The organism is Streptomyces sp. NPDC037203 (genome assembly GCF_055605065.1).
The window spans coordinates 173,881-193,078 of sequence record NZ_JBVJUC010000012.1; the positions used below are offsets into that span (position 1 = coordinate 173,881).

Genomic DNA, 19,198 nt, shown 5'->3' on the forward strand with positions numbered 1-19,198 from the left:
GCCAAGCCCGCCGCCGGCGGCGCGGACGCCGGACAGGCTGTCAGTGATGGTAATCGGCTGACGGATCCGGACACGTCCGGCCGGTGGTGAGCTGGAGGCACCCGCTGGAGCTGCCGGACGGCAGCAGGAAGGAGTGCTCTCATGACCGCCACCACCCCGGACCCCGTTCCGGGGACGCCACCGGCACCCGCTCCGGCCCGGTCCGGGGACGACGTGCTGCCGGGGCGGGCCCTGTGGTTGCTGCGGGCCGCCGGATTCGTCAGCAACTTCGACCGCTTCTGCATCGCCCCCATGCTGGTGCTGATCGGCCGTCAGCTCGGTGAGCCACTGCCCACGGTGGTCCTGGCGGCCAGCGGCTACTACCTGGCGTACGGGCTGATGCAGCCGGTGTGGGGGCTGGCCAGCGACCGCGTCGGCCGGGTGCGGGTGATGCGGATCTCGCTGGCGGGGGCGGCGCTGGCGGCGTTCGGCTCGGCGCTGGCGACCGGCGGACCGGAGTTGATCGCTGCCCGCGCGGTGGCCGGGGCATTCTTCGCGGCCTCCATCGCCGCCTCGCTGACCTACGTCGGCGACGTCGTCCCGGTCGCGCTGCGGCAACGCCCGCTGAGCGAGCTGATGACGGCGTTCGCGCTGGGCACGGCGGTGGCCACCGTGGTGGCGGGGGCTCTGGCGCACTGGGTGAGCTGGCGGCTGGTCTTCGCCCTGCCCGGACTGCTCGCCACCTACCTCGCGGTGGAGTTGCGGCGGTTGCCGGAGCCTCCCCGCGAACGCGCGGCGTCACTTCTCGCGCCGTTCCGCGTGGTGATGGCATCGCGCTGGCAGTGGTTCGTGATGGCGGTGGCCATGTTGGAAGGGGCCGTGCTGCTGGGCTTCCTCACCTACCTGGCGCCGGCGCTGGAGGCCCACGGTGTACCGACGGCGCTGGCGGGTGCGGTCTCCGCGCTGTACGGCGTGGGCTCGATGACGGCTGCCCAGGTGGTCAAGCGGCTGGTGGGCCGGTGGACTCCGGTACGGCTGATCGTGGTGGGCGGTGCGCAGATGGCGGTGGCGTATCTCGTCGCCGCGGGCAGTCAGTCGCCTCAAGCCCTCGTGGTGACGGCGCTGCTGCTGGGCGGCGGCTGGTCGTTCATGCACTCCACCATCCAGTCGTGGGCGACGGCCTTGTCGCCGACCGCACGGGCCACCGGCGTGGCGATGTTCGGCGTCGCCCTCTACGTCGGCAGCGCGGTCGCCAGCGGACTGGCCTCGGGCGCCGCCCAGGCCCACCACTACCGGCCGATGTTCCTGCTGGCCGCGGTCCTCGCGGTACCCCTGACCGCGGCGGCGGCCGTCGGCCGCGCGCGGTACCGCTGAAGCCCCGGCGGTGCGGTCCCCCGTACCGCACCGCCGGCAGCCGGCCCCGCCCCTCACCCCACCGACCGGCCCCCCGTCCGGTCCGGGGCGGAGGCGGGGCCCGTGCTGATCGGCTCGTCCCTCATGCGGGTGCCGACCTCGAAAGCACCTGGCGCACCTACCAGATCGAGTGGCAGCCCACGAACATCGTGTGGGCGGTCGACGGCACCACCGTCCGCACGGTGACCCGCGACGGGGCCGGTGGCGCATACCAGTGCCGGCCCTCCGTTCGGCGGCGTCCCGACACCCGGCGCCGTCACGGAGGCGGGGAGAGCGCAGTGGGCGTGTCTGCGTCGAGGGCAGCGGCGCGCAGGGCGGCTGCCACGCGGGTGACCGGCTCACTCGGCGGCTGAGGGAGACGGGCCAGGAGCAGCCGCCGTTGTTCCCGAGGGCCGCCGCGGACGGGGAGGATGCGTACGCCCGGCGGTGCGGCCGGGGCGAGGGCGGCAGGCACGGTCGTCAGTCCCAGACCGGCCGCGACGAGGTGGAGCTTGGCGAGCCAGTCACGCGCGGTGTGCGCGATGTCGGGCCGCTCGTCCAGGCCCGGCCACACACCCATCAGCCGGTCCTCGCCCGAGGAGGAGCCTGCGATCCAGCGCTGCCCGCGCAGGTCGGCCACGTCGACGAAGTCGCCGCGGGCGAGCGGGTGAGTGGCGGGCACCGCCAGACGCAGGGCCCGTTCGGTGAGAGTCTGCAGAGCGAGCGGCGGCGTCTCCGTGTCCGGCGGTCTGAACGGCGGCGCGGAGCCGAGCAGGGCCAGATCGAGACTGCCGGCCCGCAGGGCGCGCACCAGCGCCGGCGTGCTTCCCTCCCGGCCGACGACGTGCAGGTCGGGGTCTGTCCGGCGGAGGGCGGCCAGGGCCCGCGGCACCAGCACCGCGCCCGCGCTGGGGAACCATCCCAGGCGGACGGTCCCGGTCTGACCGGGCAGGCCGGACAGCTCGCGGGCGGTCGCTTCGATCTGGTCGAGCACGATCGTGGCGCGGTTCATGACGACGCGGCCGGCCGCGGTGAGCCGTACTCCCTGGCGCCGCCGCTCCAGCAACGCGGCACCCGCCGCCTGTTCGATCGCCGCGATCTGCCGGGACACCGCCGACTGCGTGTAGCCCAGCGAGGCGGCGGCCGCCGTGAAGGTTCCCTGCTCGGCTACGGCGCGGAAGACACGCAGGGCGGTCAACGACACATCCGTGAAATCCATGACGTTTACGCATACCAGATGTTCGGAACTTTCGTTGGACTCATGGATCGCGGGTTCCTAGCGTGACGTGCATGAATGCTTCGCGTATCGCCCTGGTCACGGGCGCCAACCAGGGACTCGGCCGCGCCCTCGTCGAAGGACTGGCGGCCCGCATGAACCCGGACGACCTCGTCCTGCTCACCGGCCGGAACCCCCGGAGAGTGGCGGACGCCGCACGCGAGGTCACGGAACTGCCCGGCACGCGTGCCCGAGTCGAGGGCCGGGTCCTGGACGTCACCGACACCGATGCCATCGCCCGTCTCGCCGAAGAGGTCCGGGTCGGGTTCGGCGGGGTGGACATCGTGGTCTCCAACGCGGTCGCCCGCCTGTTGCCCGATGAGCCGCAGGCGGAGCGGGCTGATGAGTTCATCGACGTCTCCAACGTCGCCACCCATGCGGTGCTGCGCTCTTTCGGCCCTGTCCTGCGGCCCGGCGGCCGGCTGCTCGTCGTGGCCAGCAGCCTGGGTACCCTCGGCCACCTCAGCCCGAGGCTGCACCACCTGTTCGACGGCGCGAGCCTCGATCAGGTCGAGTACGCCGTGGAGTCCTGGCGCAGCGCCCTCCACAGCGGCACCGCGCGGGAGGCGGGCTGGCCCGTCTGGCTGAATGTGCCCTCGAAGGTGGCCCAGGTCGCCGCCGTCCGCGCGGTCGCCGCCGACCGCCGCGAACGCGACCTCGCCTCCGGCACTCTGGTCGCGGCCGTGTGCCCCGGCATGGTCGACACCGCCACCTCGCGCCCCTGGTTCAGCGACTACCGCCAGGCCCAGTCGCCGGCCCGGGCCGCCGAGGCCGTACTCGACCTGATCTTCGCCGACCACGTCGACCCCGCCCTGTACGGCGAGCTGGTCCGCTTCGGCAAGGCCCTGCCCTGGCGCGGCGGCACGCCCCCGGTCGAACAGGACCGGATGCTCACCCCCTGACACCACCGTGACACCACCCCGTTCACTCGCTTCGCAGCACACCACCGGGAGTTCGCTTCATGGGTCCCATCACCACCCCCTTCGGTTTCTCCAGCACCGCGGCCGAAGTCTCGCAAGGCATCGACCTGACCGGCCGCCGCGCGGTGGTCACCGGTGCCTCCTCCGGCCTCGGCGCCGAGACGGCACGGGCCCTGGCCGCCACGGGCGCGGCTGTGACCCTTGCCGTCCGGGATGTCACGGCGGGCAAGCGCGTCGCCGGGGACATCACCGAGTCAACCGGCAATGAGGAGGTGCATGTCGCGCACCTGGACGTGGCCAGTCCCGCGTCCGTCGCCGCCTTCACCGCCGCGTGGCGGGGCCCGCTGCACGTCCTGGTGAACAACGCGGGTGTCATGGCCTGCCCCGAGCAGTACACCGAACAGGGCTGGGAATGGCAGTTCGCCACCAATCACCTCGGCCATTTCGCCCTCGCCACCGGCCTGCACGGCGCGCTGGCCGCCGACGGCAACGCGCGCATCGTCGTGGTGAGTTCGACGGGCCATCAGCGGTCACCCATCGTGTGGGACGACGTCGACTTCGCCTTCCGCCCCTACGACCCGTGGCTCGCCTACGGCCAGTCCAAGACCGCCAACGTCCTCTTCGCGGTCGAAGCCACCCGCCGCTGGGCCGGTGACAACATCACCGCCAACGCCCTCATGCCCGGCGCCATCTACACGAACCTGCAGCGTCACACCGGGGGACGGGGCAGCGGCAGGGTCCCCGCTCACTTGATCAAGACCGTCGAGCAGGGCGCGGCCACCTCCGTCCTCCTCGCCACCTCACCTCTCCTCGAAGGCGTCGGCGGCCGCTACTTCGTCGACTGCAACGAGACCGAGGTCGTCGACCGCCGCTCCGGCACCCTGCACGGCGTCGCCCGGTACGCCGTCGACCCGGACAACGCCCGACGCCTGTGGACCCTGTCGCAGGAACTCCTCGCCCGCACGTGCTGAGCAGCCGGCCGGACGAGTGCCGCGGGCCCTCCCCGCGGCGCTCGCCCGGAGGGGAAGCCGTCGGCAGCGTCCCGACGTGCGGTCTCTAGCGACGCGGTTGGGTGCGCAGTCCGTCGAGGACCAGCGCGAGCATCCGCGGTGCCCGGTCTTCGGGGCCGGATGCGGCGCGCCAGAGTGCGCCGGTGAGCTGGAGGAAGTCGCCGGGGTCGGCGTCCGGGCGGATGCTTCCGTCCTTCTTGCCGGCGTCGAGCAGCCGGGTGATAGGTGGGGCACGGTGCCGACGGTGCGGGTGACCTCGTCCTGGTAGACGGCCAGGACCAGCGCCTCGCGGGTGGGCGTCCGAACGGACCACGGGACCTCACCTTGCTAAGCGGAGAGCTCTCCACTACGGTATCCGGAGAGCTCTCCGCTTACTTTAGAGGGGCATCATGCGTTACATCAAGCTCGGCACCACCGGCCTGGACGTCTCACCGATCGCGATCGGGGCCATGACCTACGGCGAGCCCGACCGGGGCCATCCCGTCTGGTCGAAGGGCGAGGAGGAGGCGCGCCCGCTCATCAGGCACGCGCTGGAGGCGGGGATCAACTTCTTCGACACCGCGAACCTGTATTCGTACGGATCGAGCGAGGAGATCCTCGGCCGCGCACTCAAGGACTTCGCCGACCGCGACGAGGTGGTGATCGCCACCAAGCTCCGGCACCCCATGCGGCCCGGTCCCAACGGCCGTGGTCTGTCACGGAAGGCGGTCATGACCGAGGTCGACCACTCGCTGCGCCGGCTCGGCACGGACTACATCGACCTCTACCAGATCCACCGCAACGACCACGCCACCCCCTGGGAGGAGACGCTGGAGGCGCTCAGCGACCTCGTGCAGGCCGGCAAGGTCCGCTACCTCGGCGCCTCGTCCATGCACGCCTGGGAGTTCGCGAAGGCGCTGCACCTGCAGAGGCAGCACGGCTGGGCGCGGTTCGTGTCGATGCAGGACCACTACAACCTGCTCGCCCGCGAGGAGGAGCGGGAGATGATCCCGCTGTGCCTGGACGAGGGCATCGGCACGATCGTCTGGTCGCCGCTGGCCCGCGGCCGTCTCGCCCGCGCATGGGACGACGCCCGCTCGACGGCACGCTCCGAGACGGACGGCGCGTACGCGGACATGCTCTACTCGCCCGAACAGGAGGCGTCCAACCGCGCCATCATCGACGCGGTCGGGCAGGTCGCGGACGCCCACGGCGTCAGCCGCGCGCAGATCGCGCTCGCCTGGCTGCGCCGCCAGCCGGTCGTCACCGCACCCCTGGTCGGCGCCGGTTCCATCCGCCAGATCGACGAGGCCGTGGCCTCCCTCGACGTCGAGCTCACCGATGACGAGGTGCGCGCCCTGGAGGCGCCGTACACGCCGCGGTACGACTGGCAGGGCGTCTCCGACGAGGCCGAACTGGAGGCCATCCGCCGGCGCGTTCCCGGCATGGCCCTTTCATGAACCCCATCGTCCGCTCCGGCGCGGTCGCCCGCGCCGGAGCCCTCCTGATCCTTCTCGGCCCGCTGGTGTCCTGGCTCGCCGAGTTCATCACCGCCGCCGCATGGCAGAACCCGCCGTACTCGCCCCAGTACAACTGGGTCAGTCACCTCGGCCTGACCGGCCCGGCGCAGACCGCGTTCGGCCAGGTCGCGAACTCTCCCCTCGGCGCGGTCATGGACACCGGCTGGGTGATCTACGGCATCCTCCTGATCGTCGGCGCGTTCCTCGTGTTCGACCCGCGCAAGGGCCCCCGCCCGACCGGGATCCTGACCCTCGCCGTCCTCTCCGGCGTCGGAGTCTCGCTCGTCGGCATCTTCCAGGGCTCCCACGCCAACGTCGACAACGGCCTGATCGCGTTCCACACCGCCGGCGCGCAGGGCGTCATGCTCGCCGGCAATCCTCTCTCGGGAGGCTGGAACGGCGGCCCTTGTCGCGGCCGTAGTCGCCGGGCCGGGCGTTGTTGAGGCCAGGGGCGTATCCGCCGAACCAGAGCTGTTCGACCGCGGCACCGTCGCCGAGGTGCTCGTAGAGCACCTGGTGGCAGAAGCGGCCCTTCCCGTCCTTGAGCGGCCAGGCCCCGCCGCACCGCGCGCAAGGGGCCCTCACCCGCCGCGCTCTGCTCGACGCGGCCGCCGAGCTCCTCGACCTCGACGGCCCCGAAGCCGTCACCCTGCGCGAGATCGGCGCGCGGGCAGGCGTGACGCGGGAGCGCCATTCCGGCACTTCATGGGCAAGGTCAGCCTGCTGGATGCCGTCGCGACCGAGAGCTGGGAACGGATCGGCGACCAGATACATGCCCTGCGGGCCGACCCGGCCCTGCCGGCCTCCGGGAAGCTGTGCGGCGCTCTCCGCGCCCTCATCGGCTTCGGCCGGGACCAGCCGAACAGGTACCAGTTGTTGTTCGACCGGCCCGGGCACGGTCCGGGACAGCGCGGTGAAGGGCTCGACCCGTCATGCGCCAGCTCTGCGGGCCGGAGAGTGACCCCGCCGCAGCCGTCCACGCCTCAGAGCGCTTTCAGGACGAGTTCCTGGCCATCGTCGCCGCCCTCGTAGGGGAGCGGAACGCACGCCACTACGGAGCCCTGCTACTGGCTGGCGCCCACGGCATCGCAGACATGGAACTCAGCGGCCGCCTCGGCGAGGACACGTGGCGCACCACCGCCGACGAGCTCGTCGACACCCTCGTCTGCCTGGTCGCGGGCACTGGCGAAACGACATAGCCACGCCCAACTCCCACTCCAGCGGGCACGAGGCAGAGTCGGTGGCCGCAACTGATGAAGACCGCCCGCGCCCACGGCGCAGTCGGCCTCGCGCCAGCCGGTGCGGGGCTCTCTCTGCGTGCGCCGACACGGACCGCCCGCCGCAACGCGCGAGGCTCCCGCGCCGCCGAGAAAGGTTCGGGTCTCAACTCGCCGGTGCGGGAGCTAGTCGGTCGACCATCCTGCCGCACCCGGCCTGCCCCGCGCCCTGGTCACGTGAGCCATAATGCTCATTGACTCGCGCGGCGGTCGTCCGGTGCACATCCGTCGGCACTGCCCATGGCTACGTCACGGTCGTCGCCGACCGGGCTCGAACCCGGCTTCGTCCTCGTGGACGGGAGCTTGCCCGAACGCTCAGGAGTCGTGGATCTCGCCTGTCCCGCCGAAACGTGCCGAGAGAGGGTCAGTTGGAGTAGTAGGGGGTCAGCTCCCAGGAGTTGCCGCCTTCGTCCTCCATGCAGGCGAAGCCCACGATCGTCCCGTGGGCCTGCAGGGCGTTGCCCCAGTTGGTGCACTCCTGGAGGGGGCCCTTGCCCGGGATGTCCGCGCCCTGCCACACCGCCGCCTGAGCCATGCCGGTGGCAATGCCGGAGAACGCCAGGACGCCGGCACCGACGATTGCAGCCTTCTTGAGGTTCTTGCGCATTCTTTGCTCCAATTCCATCTGTGGGCACGTGCGCCGAATGGGCACACGGCCGCCGAACAGGGGGCCACGAGCTACCACGCGACACGCCTCGCGCCCGCTGCGGTCACGTCTCCGCGACCGCACAACACACTGGTGCGCTAAGGGGGTTACCCGAGGCATCTGCAGTTGATCACACCGGAACCCTCCAGTCCCAGGAGCCGCAAGGGCTTGTTACACACCCCTGACAAGCTGCGGGAGAACAACCCCGCAGTCCCGGGGCCGTGTTACCGGAGCCGGGGCATGCGCACGCTCCCGTGCTCGCGGAGGGGATGGCGGGGCACACTTCCTCGTGCCCCGCCATCCCCTCCGCGAGCGCCACGCCCTCCCTTATTCACGGCGCTGTTTCTCGGACCTCTGTCTGCGAGTGGGGTGTTGGGGGCAAGGTGACTGCAGGGGACGTAGGATTGACGAACGCGGAGTAGAAGCGGCTGGAGTCGGTGCTTGGGTCCGGTGCCGCTGGGCCCGGACGTCGAAGGACCCAGGCCGCCCAACGCGTTCCGGGGTCCTGTCGCCGGTCTCACCGCCGCCGCTCAGCTGTCGTCAGATGCACTGCACCCACGCGATCGGCTGGCCCTCCCTGGTGCGGCCCCAGAGCGGTTCCTCCATCGAGGTCTCGTGCCCGTCGGGCAGGACGCAGATCCGTCCCCAGCGGCCGTGCTTACCCGGACGGATCCCGTTGAGCCGGGCCGCGTCGCCCTCCGCCAAGCCCTGGTCGTAGCGGTCTTGCAAGGGCTGAAGGCGGGCCCGTAGCTTCCCAAGCTGAGAGCGCTAGTCCGATTCTCGTCACCCGCTCCAGAGAAAACCCCAGGTCAGCGGCCTGGGGCTTGTTCGTTGTTAGTCCAATTCGGGGGTGGCGTGCCCTCTGCGTGCCCTAAGTCAAGGCGGAATGGGCACAGAAGTTCCTGATCAGCCATCTCCAGGGAACATACCGATGCGTTGTCGGAGCACATGTTCAGACGAAGGCCGCTTTGGCGTACGACGGTTACCGAACCGAGTGATCAAGTTGGAGGCTCCGTTCGACTCAGGCCGTTAAAGATCAAGCTAGGCGCTCCAGTCGGGGGAGTATCGGTGACGCGATCGCGGATCACGACCAAGCTCTCTTCCGGGGATTGCCGAGGGGGCACTCGCCCGCATCCGAGCCAGGGCCGTTGACGGGGCACACCCACCCTCGTAGGGAGGTGACGATGTCGGTGGTCAGCCGGGAGCTGAGGGCTTCGACGTTGTCGAGGGGGTAGGTGTGAGTGCCTGGAAAGAGGCGCGGGGTGGCCGGTTGGCCACTGATGTCGTTCCAGCCGGCCAACGCCTCCGGGGAGATGACGGGGTCGTCCGCGCCCCCGTAGAGGGCGAGTTGGGTGTCCAGCGGTGGGCCTTGGTGAGGCGGGAATTGCAGGGCGAGCAGAAGATCGGCGAGCATCGGAATCCACGCGTTGATCAGCGCTCTGGGGTCGTGGCCGGCGTGGTCGGGCAGGCGGCCGAAGAGCTTCTCGATTCCCTCTCGGCCGCCGAGCAGGACGTCCGGCGCCTTTGCGGCGAAGTCGGGGTGGTGGGGGGCGGCCATGGCGGACAGGGCGAGGAGGGTAGGCGGGCGATGCCCCTGCCTCATGAGGCATTTGACGGTCTCATAGGCGATGAGTGACCCCACGCTGTGACCGAACACGGCATAGGGGTGGCCGTTGTCGCCCTGGCGGATGCGTTCTGCGAGGTGTTGTCCGAGGCGGTGCGGATCGGTGTGCACCGGCATGCCGGTGGCGCGTCCGCGTCCGGGCAGCTGCAGAGCGTGCACACTGACGGTGGCCGGCAGGTAGGGGATGAACGCTTGGAAGTAGGGGGCGCTCATCCCTGCGGGCGGCATGCAGTAAAGGCGAAGGAGGTGTTCGTCGCCGGTAGCCGGGTGCAGGGCGACGAAGTCCGGTTGGTCCAAGGCGGTGTCGAGACGGACCGAACCGTCCGACGGACCGGGGGCGTTCATGCGTGTTCACTCCGCTCTGGGACGGCGACCGCCTCGACACGGTCGGGGAAAGCTGGCTGCCGGATGCGTTGCAGGGCCCGCTTGGCGATGTCGGGGAGGTGGGCGGCGCCCATCAGTTCCAGGGTGGGAATGTCGCAGCCGAGGTGTTGGCGCAGCGCCGTGGAGAGTTCCAGGAACATCAGGGAGTCGATGCCGAGCAGGTCCAGACGGCAGGTGCGGTCGAGGCGGTCCACGGGGGTGTGCAGGACCGCGGCGGCGAGCTCCGCGATCTTGTCCTCGATCAAGACGATGGCCTCCCCGTCGCTCAGTGTGGCCAGTTCACTGCGCAAGGTGGTGAGACTGTCGGTGCTTTCATGCCGCTGTCGGAGCAGTGCGCCGGTCCTGGGCGCCTTAAGACGGGGCAGGACGCGGCTGATGCTGTCCCAGTCGAAGCGGCCCACTGCAACCACGGGCCCCGTGCGCGTGTCGAGAAGCCGGTCGAGCGTGGCGAGCGCGTCGGTGGCGGTGACGGGAGCCATGCCGTAGGAGGCCATTTCGTCGATGCGTGCGGTGCGGTGGACGTAACCGGCGTCTGCGATGACACCCCACTGGACGGCGAGGGCGGGGCTGCCACATCGGTGCCGGGCTCGGATCAGCGCCTCCATCGCGGCGTTGGCGGCGACGTAGGAGGCTTGCTGAATGTTGCCGTCGAGGGCGGCCACTGAACTGTAGGCGACGAAGAAGTCCGGATCGTGTCCCCCGGCGAGGGCGTCGAGTGCGTGGAGTCCGGTGATCTTGGGTGCGAGGACGGTTTCCACCTGAGTGTCGGTGGAGTCGGCCAAAGGAGCGTCGGCGAGGACCATGGCGGCGTGCACGACACCGCCCAGGCGCCGTTCCTGCAGAGCGGTGTGCACGGGATCGAGGGCGCCGGGCCGGGTGATGTCGGCGCAGTGCACGGTGACCTCGGCTCCCGCGGCGCGCAGTTCGTCAAGCAATTTCGCGGCGCCGGGCGTCCGGTTCCCTCGGCGTCCGACGAGATGGAGGTGACGGGCGCCGCGTGCGGCGAAGTGGCGGGCGGTGGCGGCCCCGTATCCTGCGAGGCCACCGGTGATGACGTAAGCGGCGTCGGCGTCGAGTGCGCTCGTGGGCTCGGAGCGGACGACCGGCGGTGGGGCGTCGAAGCTGATGACGATCTTCCCGATGTGCCGGCCGCTGTTCAGCAGACCGAAGGCCTCGCCGAAGCGGTGCGCGGGGAACGTGTGATGGGGCACCGGCCTCCAGTGGCCGGTGGTGACGGCTTCGCCGAGCCTCGTGAAGTGACGCCGCATCATAGGCGTTTGCCGATCGTGCAGGTCCAGCGTGTCCACTCCGAACAGCGAGACGTTGCGGGCCGACGGAGCAGCGGGCAGTGGATCGCCCCGCTCCATGTCCCCTCCGAGTTCGACGAAGCGCCCCTGCGGGGCGAGCAGGTGCAGGCTGCGCAGGCGGGCCTCGCCGGACAGGGAGTTGAGGACGACATCGACGCCGTGGCCGTCGGTCAGGTCTGCGATCTGCTCGGCGAAGTCCAGGGTGCGCGAGTCCAGCACGTGCTCGACACCCAGCAGGCGCAGCAGGCTCCGTTTGGCGGGGGTGCCGGCCGTGGCGATGACGCGCGCGCCGGCTCGCTGTGCGAGTTGCACGGCGGCCAACCCGACTCCCCCGGCGGCGGCGTGCACGAGGACGGTGTCGTCCTCGGTCAGGGCAGCACACTGCTGGAGGGCATGGTGTGCGGTGAGGAACGCGGTGGGCAGTGTGGTCGCCGCGGTGAATTCCATGGTGTCGGGCAGCGGTATGACGTGATCGCTGTGAGCGAGGACATGGGAGGCCAGGGCGGTGTGGGCCATGGTCGCGACGCGGTCGCCCGGTACGAGATGGGTGACACCGGGGCCGACTGCGGTGACGGTGCCCGCGCAGTCCAGGCCGAGGCCGAGGAATCCGTGGCGCCGGGAGGCAGGCAGGGAACTGTCACCGGTTGCGGTCAGCAGGTCGTGGTGGTTGAGTGCCGCGGCCGCGGTACGGATGAGCACCTCGCCTTCGGACGGGTGCAGCGCGGTGGTGGCGCGCCAGGCGAAGACGGGACGTCGTCCGGCGGTTTCGACGTGCAGTGCGTAATGGGGCTCGGACGCGGCTGTGACCTCACCGGCGGGCAGTGGTACGACACGGGTGGCGAAACGCCCATGCGGCGTGAGGACCACCTCGTCGTCGACGAGTTCCTCGGGATCGCCCGCTGCGGCCGCGCTGTCCTGCAGATGGTGCAGTTCGTGCAGGAGACGCTGGAATGTGTCGTCGTTGCCGGGTTCGGTCAGGGCGATACGACGTACGTTCAGTGAGGGGTGTTCGTTCGCCAGGCTTCGCGCGGCGCCCCACAGGGGTGCGCCATGCAGTGAGGGTGGCGGAGTGGGCGGCTGCTGACTGTCGGCATCGACGATCCAGACGCGCAGGCTCCCTTCGTGTGACCGCGCACTCCGGCTCCAGGCGCGGGTGAGATCACGCAGCGCGGCAAGCTGCCGTACGCCGTGCTCGGTGCGTTGCTGTGGACCCGTTCCGTCGGCTGGTTCGGCGAGGACGATCACATCGCTCACCGGTCGGGGTGCCTGGGCTCCGTCTGCCGCACCGGCCAGTTCGCGGGTCCAGGAGACTGCACCGCTTGCCCCCGCGACGTGGTGGACGCGGCCGTGAGGGCATTCGGCGAGCAGCGCTCGGGTAAGCCGCTGCGCCAGCGCGGTAGGGTCGCCGGCGTTAGGTGTGCTCACCAGCCAGGACCGCTGCGTCACGTCGTCGGTCTCCGTCGCAGCGGCGGACGACCGCCGCACGTCCGACGCGCCGGGAGGTATACGGTCCGTTGCCTTGTCGGGGACGGCGTGGGCGCCGCGCTCCGCGACGATGAGGGACACGTACGGCCGGTCCGCCGCGGTGTCGTCATATTGCCCGGTGCTCGTGAAGCCGCAGCCGGCGAGAAGGCCGGGCCAACGGTCGTAAGGCACCAGCGGGCCGTCTGGCCGGACACTCTGGTCGGTGGAGAGCCAGAAGGAGTCCAGCAGACCGAACACCGGTGCCAGAAGTTCCACGCTGTGAGTCTCCAGAGCGATCAGGTGGCCCCCGGCGGCGAGCAAGGTGGCCATGCCGCGCAAGGCGCGGGAGATGTCGCTCGTGGCATGCAGGATGTTCGCGGCGATGACGAGGTCGTAGGCACCTGGCTCGAAGCCTTGGGCCACGGGGTCGCTTCCTGCGTCCAGGACCTGGTGGACGAGGAAATCATAGGGGTGGAAGCGCTTCTTGGCGGCCGAGAAGAACGCGGGTGACACGTCCGTGAAGGTGTAGTGGACTCGCTCGGGCGGCAGGTGCGGCAGCAGGGCCGCGGTGGTGGCGCCGGTGCCCGCACCGACCTCGAGGATACGCAGCGGCCGGTCGGCGGGCCAGCCGTCGACGACGTTGCGGATCCAGCCGACGAGCGCATGGGTGTGCGGGGCGAAGAAGGTGCTGGCCTCGTAGAACCGCTGGACGAGGTTGTCGGAGTCGGAGAAGAGGAGCTCCAGAGGGTCGACGTCACCGGCGAGGACATCGGCGAGGCGGCCCCCGCACACACCGTAGGTGAGGATGGTGACGGACTGACCGGGAAAGTCCCCGAGCAGACGGCGGAACAGCTCCTCGGGGCGTGGCGCGGCCGGGATGCCCCAGGCGCCGGGCCCGGTGACGGTGAGGACGCCGTGGCTGACGGCCTGCGGCAGCAGGACGTCGAGAAGCTTCGCGTGCTTGGCCTTGACTCCTGCGTCGATGAGGTCGGCGAAACCGAACGAGGCGTGCTTCACAGTCGGGAGCAGATGGCGCACGGCCTGGGCCGTGAAGTGGGCGCAGACTTCGAGCAGACGCGGCTGGAGTGCGTCGCTGACCTGATGCAGCCGGCCCAGATGGGCGTCGTTCTGCCTCCTGACCAGTTCCGGCAGGGACCGCGCGGCAGGCAGTGGGCTCCGGCCAGGCTCGGGCTGGCCCGGCAGGGGGGCGGCACGTAGAACCTCGGTCAGGCTGCCCAACTCGTCGACGGACACGGTTTCGAAGCGTCGCAGCTCGCAGCCGAGCAGCTCCATGCACACGTCACCGTTGTCGTCACACACGGCGATGTCCCACAGGGCGTCGGAGTCGGTTGCGCGGGTGACGTGGGTGAAGCCGGACAAGGGCAGGGTCTGCCAGCTGCGGATGGTGGTGATGCGGGCGGGCAGGAACGGGGCGGGTCGGTCCGCGGTGAACATCAGCGGCAGGCAGGTCTGCAGGGCGCCGTCCACCAGCGTGGGGTGGGCGATGACTCCGGGCTCGGGCTGGACCGGCGCGGTGAACTCGTAGCGTCCCAAGGCTTCGTCCTGCCCGGTGTGCAGCTGTGTGACGGTCCGAAACGCCGGCCCGTAGTCGAGACCGGCCCGATGGGCGGCCGCGTAGTGCTCGAGGGCGCGATACTCGTGCCGCAGGCGGCGTTTCAGAGCGGCGATGTCCACGCGGGGCCGCTGTGGGCGCAGCAGGCTCCGCACGTCGGCGCGGGCGTGCTCGATCCAGTCCTGTTCACCCGTGCGGCTTCGGATGACGAGCCGGCCGTCCTGGGCAAGGCTGGTGGCGAGCTGGACGTCGTCCCCGTCCGCTGGGCCTGCCGGGTCGGCGCTCCAGCCGAGGGTCAGGGCGCGGCCGATGGACAGGCCGGTGATTTCGAGTGGTTCGTCATGTCGGCTCCGCGCGGCGGCCAGGGCCATTTCCACGAAGCCTGCGGCGGGCCAAACAACAGCGTCCGTGACCCGATGGTCCTCCATCCAAGCCAGCCGGTCGGCGTCCAGACGGTTCAGCCACGCTGATTCCGGCCCGGCTTGGCGAGGTCCGAGAAGGGGGTGGGCGCCGGCGGTGTCCTCGCCGGGGGCGTCTTCCCTCCACCAGGACGCGTCGCCGTTCCAGTGCCGCTCGCGCTGCCACGCCAGGGGCGGCAGGTCGGCCACCGCGCCGGGACGGGGAAAGTAACTGTCCCAGTCCACCGCTGCCCCGGCGGCGAGTACGCGCAGAACGGTCTGCTGCAGCGCGTCCGCAGTGGCGAACGTCCGGGACAGCGTGGGCACGATCACGCCGGGGTCGGAAGCGCCGGCGGTGGCACGTCGCAGATAGGCGGTCAGCACGGGGTGGGGGCCGATCTCGACCAGGACGTCGCAGGCGGCGTCCCCGGTTGCCAATGCGGTGGCGGCCTGGTGGAAGCGGACGGGGCGGCGGATATTGTCCCACCAGTACTTGGCGTCCAGGTCGTCCCCTGACGCGGCGCGGCCGGTCACCGTGGAGATCATCGGAATGCGGAAGGACCCGGAGGCGAGGGAGTGCAGTGCGCGGGCCAGCTGGTCGCGCACGGGGTCCATGGCGCTCGTGTGGAAGGCGTAGTCGAGGCGCAGGTCACGGAAGAAGACGCCGTCGGAATCCAGTGCGGTGCCAAGGGATGCAAGGTCCTCGTGCGAGCCGGCGAGGGTCACGTCCTGGTCGGAGTTGATCGCGGCGATCTCCACCCTGTCCTGCAGCTGAGCCTGTTCGAGGCGTTCCCTGGCGGCCTGTTCGCTCAGGCCCACCGCGGCCATGCCGCCCGAACCCGCGGTGGCGGCCTGTGCGAGGCTGCGGGCGGCGATGACGAGGCAGGCTTGGGCCCGGGTGAGGCCACCCGCACAGTACGCGGCGGCCACTTCCCCGACGCTGTGTCCCATGACGGCGTGCGGCTCGACCCCTCGGGCGGACAAGGCGGCGACCAGGCCCGCCTGGACGGCGAACAGCGTCGGCTGCGCGACTTCCGTACGGTCCCAGCGGGAGGCATCGGCGCAGGCCAGCTCGTCGCGCACTTTCCAGCCGAGCAGGGGCTCGAGTTCGTCGCTGACGGCTTGGACTTCAGCGGTGAACGCGGGGTCCTTATCGAGGAGTTCGGCTCCCATGCCCGCCCACTGCGAACCGTTTCCGCAGAAGACGAAGCCGATCCGGCCTCCGCTCACCAGGCGTTCGGTGGCAGTGGCGGCTTCGTGTCCTCGTGCTGCCCGGGTCAGAACTTCGGCGGCTTGGGTGGGGCCGGTCGCGAAGAAGGCCGTACTGTAGCGACGCCGGGTCCGTCGTCGGCATGCGGTGAAGGCGGCGTCGTACAGCGCCTCGGGTCCCTGCGACGAATCGGCGGCCATAGCGGCGAAGTGGTCCGCCCAGGACTCCAGGGTGACGGTCAGCGCCTGGCGCGTATGCGCGGAAACGATGACCGGAACCGGTCGCGCTGCCGTGCTGACGACTGTCGCGGCGGCGACGTCGCTCACCGCGGCGCTGCCGGCGGGCGGTGCGGCCAGGACGGCGTGCGCATTCGCGCCGCCTATGCCGAAGGAGTTGACGCCGATCACGACACGCCTGTCGCCGGGGAGTGGGCGGGCGGTGAGTACCGGCTGCAGACCGAGACCATCGAAGTCGATCTTCGGGTTGGGCGGATCGGCATGCAGAGTCCTCGGAATGGAACGCGACTTGATCACGACCAGCGACTTCAGGACTCCCGCCATCCCGGCCGCCGCTTCCATGTGCCCGAGATTGGACTTGATCGAACCGATGGGCAGCGGTGCGTCGGCACGGTGGCTGCCGAGCACCTCCCCCAACGCCGCGCACTCGACGGGGTCGCCGACCAGGGTGCCCGTGCCGTGCGCCTCCACATAGGACACGTCGCGCGGGTCGATGCCGGCGGCGGCGTACACACGGCGCAGCAGAGCAGCCTGGGTCCGTGAACTCGGTGCGGACAGACCCACGGTGCGGCCGTCGGAGTTGAGGGCGGTGGCCAGGATGACGGCATGCACCCGGTCGCCGTCGGCGAGCGCGGCGGCCAGAGGCTTCAGGACGAGCATCACGGCGCCCTCGGAGCGTACGAACCCGTCGGCCGCGGCGCCGAAGGGGTGGCAACGACCCGTCGGCGAGAGCACTCCGGCCTGCTCAAAGCCGACGAAGAGGCCCGGCGACAGCATCAGGTTCACCGCGCCTGCCAGGGCAAGTGGGCTGCGGCCGGTGCGCAGATGCTCGCACGCCTGGTGCAGCGCGGTCAGGCCGGAGGAGCAGGCGGTGTCCACGGCGCTCGACGGGCCGGTCAGATCCAGTTCGTAAGAAACGCGGTTGGCCGTGATCGACAGGAATCCGCCGGTCGTGGTGTAGGGATTGCTCGAACGCAGGCGGCGCGCCTGCAGGTCGGCGTAGTCGTGGGTGGAGACACCGGTGATGACGGCGGTTTCACTGCCGGCCAGGGCATGGATGTCCAGGGCGGCGTCGTCGAGGGCCTCGACCGCGCACTCGAGCAGCAGACGCTGCTGCGGGTCGATACGGGAGGCTTCCTTGGGAGTGATACCGAAGTACGAGGTGTCGAAACCGGTGACCTCCGGTTCGTGCAGGAAACCGCCCGCGACAGAGCGGAACTTGCCCGGTTTCTCCGGGCGACGGGCTCGATGGGCACTGATGTCGAAGCGGTCCGAGGGCATGGTGCCGACCAGGTCACCTCCTTCGGCCAGCACCTCGCCGAGCTGGTCCAGGCGGTGGATGCCGCCCGGCAGACGCAGGCCCACCCCGATCACCGCCACCGCATCAGCGGACACAGAGGCGGGGTCGCAGACGATGGAGGTGGGCGGAGAGGATGGACGGGGGTCAGCCATGGAGGCCTCCACGTAAGCGGTACAGGCTCGGGTTTCAGGGATGATGGTGAGGCGACAACAGGGCGTGTCGGGTCTGCGCTCAAGCGCCCGCGGAGGTGCCCGGACCTGGGCGGGCGGGCGTCCGCTCCCGGAGCTGTCAGACCGAGGTCTACCCGGTCGGCTGCACCGGCTTGCGGCCCCACACGGAAACGGCGTACATGCCGAGATCCATGAAGTCCGGATCGTCGATCAAGGACAGCGCCGCGTCCAACTCGTCTGCCAGAGGGGAGCTGTTCCGGGCCTGGAAGTCGCGGAGTTGGGCGAACGACAGGCGCCAGAACTCATCTGCGGGGCCGCCGTCACCGATCATCACCGGCTGCACCTCCGTGCCGCCCAAGGTGAAACCGCCGTCAGTCACCAAGGCTTGCAAGCGGCGGCCCAGGCGGAGATCGCTGCCCTGCGAGAGCCCAAGGGTGCGCTCGGCGACGTGCAGACCCTGACGCATCACCGGGTGGGGCAGGACATCGGCGGGTCCCATGTCGAGATCCTCGACCAGGAGGAGACCGCCGGGCCTCAGCCACTCAGCCATGACAGCCAACACTTGAGCGGGGTCCGCCAGATGACACAGGAGCATTCGGGCGTGGATCACGTCGAAGAAGCCGGCGGGAAAGCCGTCCTCGGTCACATCGTGGCAGAGGACGGTGATGCGCTCCTCGGTTGCCAAGTCCTCGAAGAAGCGGGTGTCGGTATCCGTCGCGGTGACGTCACCGCTCGGGCAGAACCGGGCCAGCATCCGGGCCACCGACCCGGCGCCTGCCCCGACTTCCAGGCAGCGGGCCGTGGCAGGCACACCTGCCTGTCTCAAGCAGTACTCGGTGAACGGGTCCCACAGGTCCTCCAGTGCACGCAGCCGACCCCACTCACCGGTCCTCTGATGGCCGAAAGCCCCGGCCTTGTAGCCGGGTGCCGCCTCGGACCGGAGCCGGCGCCGGGGCGTGGGTTCGAGTCGGGTCACGATGGGTCTCCGTAGCTCGAGTATGGAATGTGCTGGTCGCAGCCACTTCTTCTTGGCAGCTACGCGGACGCTCCCTCCCAGCGCACTGTGAGCTTGTCGTGTCTCGTGGTTACGGCCCGGAGCCTCTTGCGGTGCTCGCCCCCCCCCGCACTCGACCGCCTGCCGATCCCCCCCGGTTCTCGGTATCGGACGCGTGCGGCCGACCGTCACGCAGGGCGCGCTTCTTGCGTTTCCGGGGGCGGCCCACGATCCGCAGTAGATCATCACTGGCTCATGTGATCAACCCATACCAGAGTCAGCTGCGGGCGGTCATTCCGGCTCTCCGCGCCCTGCTCGCCGTGGATGTGGGCGCGGTCCGCGTGCTCATCGGCCCGGCGCACCCGTCTCCGCAGCGTCTCGCCGGTCGCCCCGGCATCTGCCGGGTCACCACCGGTGGGTCGCCAGCATGACCCGCCAGGAGCGGCAGGCCGCCGACGGCGCCTTGCTCGTGGAAGCCGCGGGCAGCGGCATACTTCCTCCAGGAGACGAAGTGGGGACCTGCCGCTGGGACTTCGTCT

The 19,198-nt window shown here is 70.5% G+C and carries 15 protein-coding genes; 8 read left to right on the plus strand and 7 right to left on the minus strand.

The genetic code is table 11. From position 1 onward, the window contains the following. Positions 1 to 141 precede the first annotated feature (141 nt). A complete protein-coding gene (locus tag ACZ7EC_RS27860; protein WP_471066809.1) occupies positions 142 to 1,353 on the plus strand; it encodes an MFS transporter in 1,212 nt (403 codons plus the stop codon). Beyond that, on the plus strand, positions 1,350 to 1,745 hold the full coding sequence (locus ACZ7EC_RS27865; protein ID WP_471066954.1) for a family 16 glycosylhydrolase: 396 nt from the start codon (positions 1,350 to 1,352) through the stop codon (positions 1,743 to 1,745). Before ACZ7EC_RS27860 ends, ACZ7EC_RS27865 begins: the two co-directional genes overlap by 4 nt. Here the strand turns inward: ACZ7EC_RS27865 and ACZ7EC_RS27870 are convergent. Next, on the minus strand, positions 1,649 to 2,590 hold the full coding sequence (locus tag ACZ7EC_RS27870; protein ID WP_471066811.1) for a LysR family transcriptional regulator: 942 nt from the start codon (positions 2,588 to 2,590) through the stop codon (positions 1,649 to 1,651). The two genes, ACZ7EC_RS27865 and ACZ7EC_RS27870, sit on opposite strands and share 97 nt — an antisense overlap. A 71-nt stretch (positions 2,591 to 2,661) precedes the next feature. Between ACZ7EC_RS27870 and ACZ7EC_RS27875 the strand changes: the two genes are divergently transcribed. Both ACZ7EC_RS27875 and ACZ7EC_RS27880 read left to right on the plus strand, forming a co-directional pair. Further along, entirely contained in the window at positions 2,662 to 3,549 is an 888-nt protein-coding gene (locus tag ACZ7EC_RS27875) for an SDR family NAD(P)-dependent oxidoreductase (protein ID WP_471066813.1), read from the plus strand. 59 nt (positions 3,550 to 3,608) lie between these two features. Further along, positions 3,609 to 4,538 (plus strand): SDR family NAD(P)-dependent oxidoreductase, encoded by a 930-nt coding sequence (locus ACZ7EC_RS27880; protein ID WP_471066815.1) that lies wholly within the window; start codon positions 3,609 to 3,611, stop codon positions 4,536 to 4,538. A gap of 85 nt (positions 4,539 to 4,623) precedes the next feature. Here ACZ7EC_RS27880 and ACZ7EC_RS27885 read toward each other — a convergent pair whose 3' ends face one another. Beyond that, entirely contained in the window at positions 4,624 to 4,890 is a 267-nt protein-coding gene (locus ACZ7EC_RS27885; protein ID WP_471066817.1) for an SbtR family transcriptional regulator, read from the minus strand. A gap of 76 nt (positions 4,891 to 4,966) precedes the next feature. On the opposite strand from ACZ7EC_RS27885, the gene ACZ7EC_RS27890 reads away from it, so the two are divergent. The 4 genes from ACZ7EC_RS27890 to ACZ7EC_RS27905 all read left to right on the plus strand — a co-directional run bounded on the left by ACZ7EC_RS27890 (position 4,967) and on the right by ACZ7EC_RS27905 (position 7,275). Next, on the plus strand, positions 4,967 to 6,016 hold the full coding sequence (locus tag ACZ7EC_RS27890) for an aldo/keto reductase (RefSeq protein WP_471066819.1): 1,050 nt from the start codon (positions 4,967 to 4,969) through the stop codon (positions 6,014 to 6,016). Then, positions 6,013 to 6,519 carry a DUF998 domain-containing protein gene (locus tag ACZ7EC_RS27895; protein WP_471066821.1) on the plus strand — a complete coding sequence of 169 codons (507 nt, stop codon included), beginning with the start codon at positions 6,013 to 6,015 and terminating at the stop codon, positions 6,517 to 6,519. The genes ACZ7EC_RS27890 and ACZ7EC_RS27895 overlap by 4 nt, the downstream gene beginning before the upstream one ends. 98 nt (positions 6,520 to 6,617) lie before the next feature. Beyond that, positions 6,618 to 7,037 (plus strand): TetR family transcriptional regulator, encoded by a 420-nt coding sequence (locus ACZ7EC_RS27900; RefSeq protein ID WP_471066823.1) that lies wholly within the window; start codon positions 6,618 to 6,620, stop codon positions 7,035 to 7,037. Further along, positions 7,009 to 7,275, plus strand: a complete 267-nt coding sequence (locus ACZ7EC_RS27905) for a WHG domain-containing protein (RefSeq protein ID WP_471066825.1) — start codon at positions 7,009 to 7,011, stop codon at positions 7,273 to 7,275. The genes ACZ7EC_RS27900 and ACZ7EC_RS27905 overlap by 29 nt, the downstream gene beginning before the upstream one ends. 442 nt (positions 7,276 to 7,717) lie before the next feature. On the opposite strand, the gene ACZ7EC_RS27910 is transcribed toward ACZ7EC_RS27905, so the two are convergent. The 5 genes from ACZ7EC_RS27910 to ACZ7EC_RS27930 form a co-directional block, all read right to left on the minus strand. Then, positions 7,718 to 7,960: a hypothetical protein gene (locus tag ACZ7EC_RS27910; RefSeq protein ID WP_471066826.1), complete on the minus strand. Its 243-nt coding sequence runs from the start codon at positions 7,958 to 7,960 to the stop codon at positions 7,718 to 7,720. Positions 7,961 to 8,539: 579 nt separating this feature from the next. Continuing rightward, positions 8,540 to 8,704: a hypothetical protein gene (locus ACZ7EC_RS27915; protein WP_471066828.1), complete on the minus strand. Its 165-nt coding sequence runs from the start codon at positions 8,702 to 8,704 to the stop codon at positions 8,540 to 8,542. Between the two features lie 379 nt (positions 8,705 to 9,083). Continuing rightward, on the minus strand, positions 9,084 to 9,968 hold the full coding sequence (locus tag ACZ7EC_RS27920; RefSeq protein WP_471066830.1) for a thioesterase II family protein: 885 nt from the start codon (positions 9,966 to 9,968) through the stop codon (positions 9,084 to 9,086). Further along, entirely contained in the window at positions 9,965 to 17,590 is a 7,626-nt protein-coding gene (locus tag ACZ7EC_RS27925; protein WP_471066832.1) for an SDR family NAD(P)-dependent oxidoreductase, read from the minus strand. Before ACZ7EC_RS27925 ends, ACZ7EC_RS27920 begins: the two co-directional genes overlap by 4 nt. A 205-nt stretch (positions 17,591 to 17,795) precedes the next feature. Next, a complete protein-coding gene (locus tag ACZ7EC_RS27930) occupies positions 17,796 to 18,641 on the minus strand; it encodes a methyltransferase domain-containing protein (protein WP_471066834.1) in 846 nt (281 codons plus the stop codon). Positions 18,642 to 19,198 lie beyond the last annotated feature (557 nt).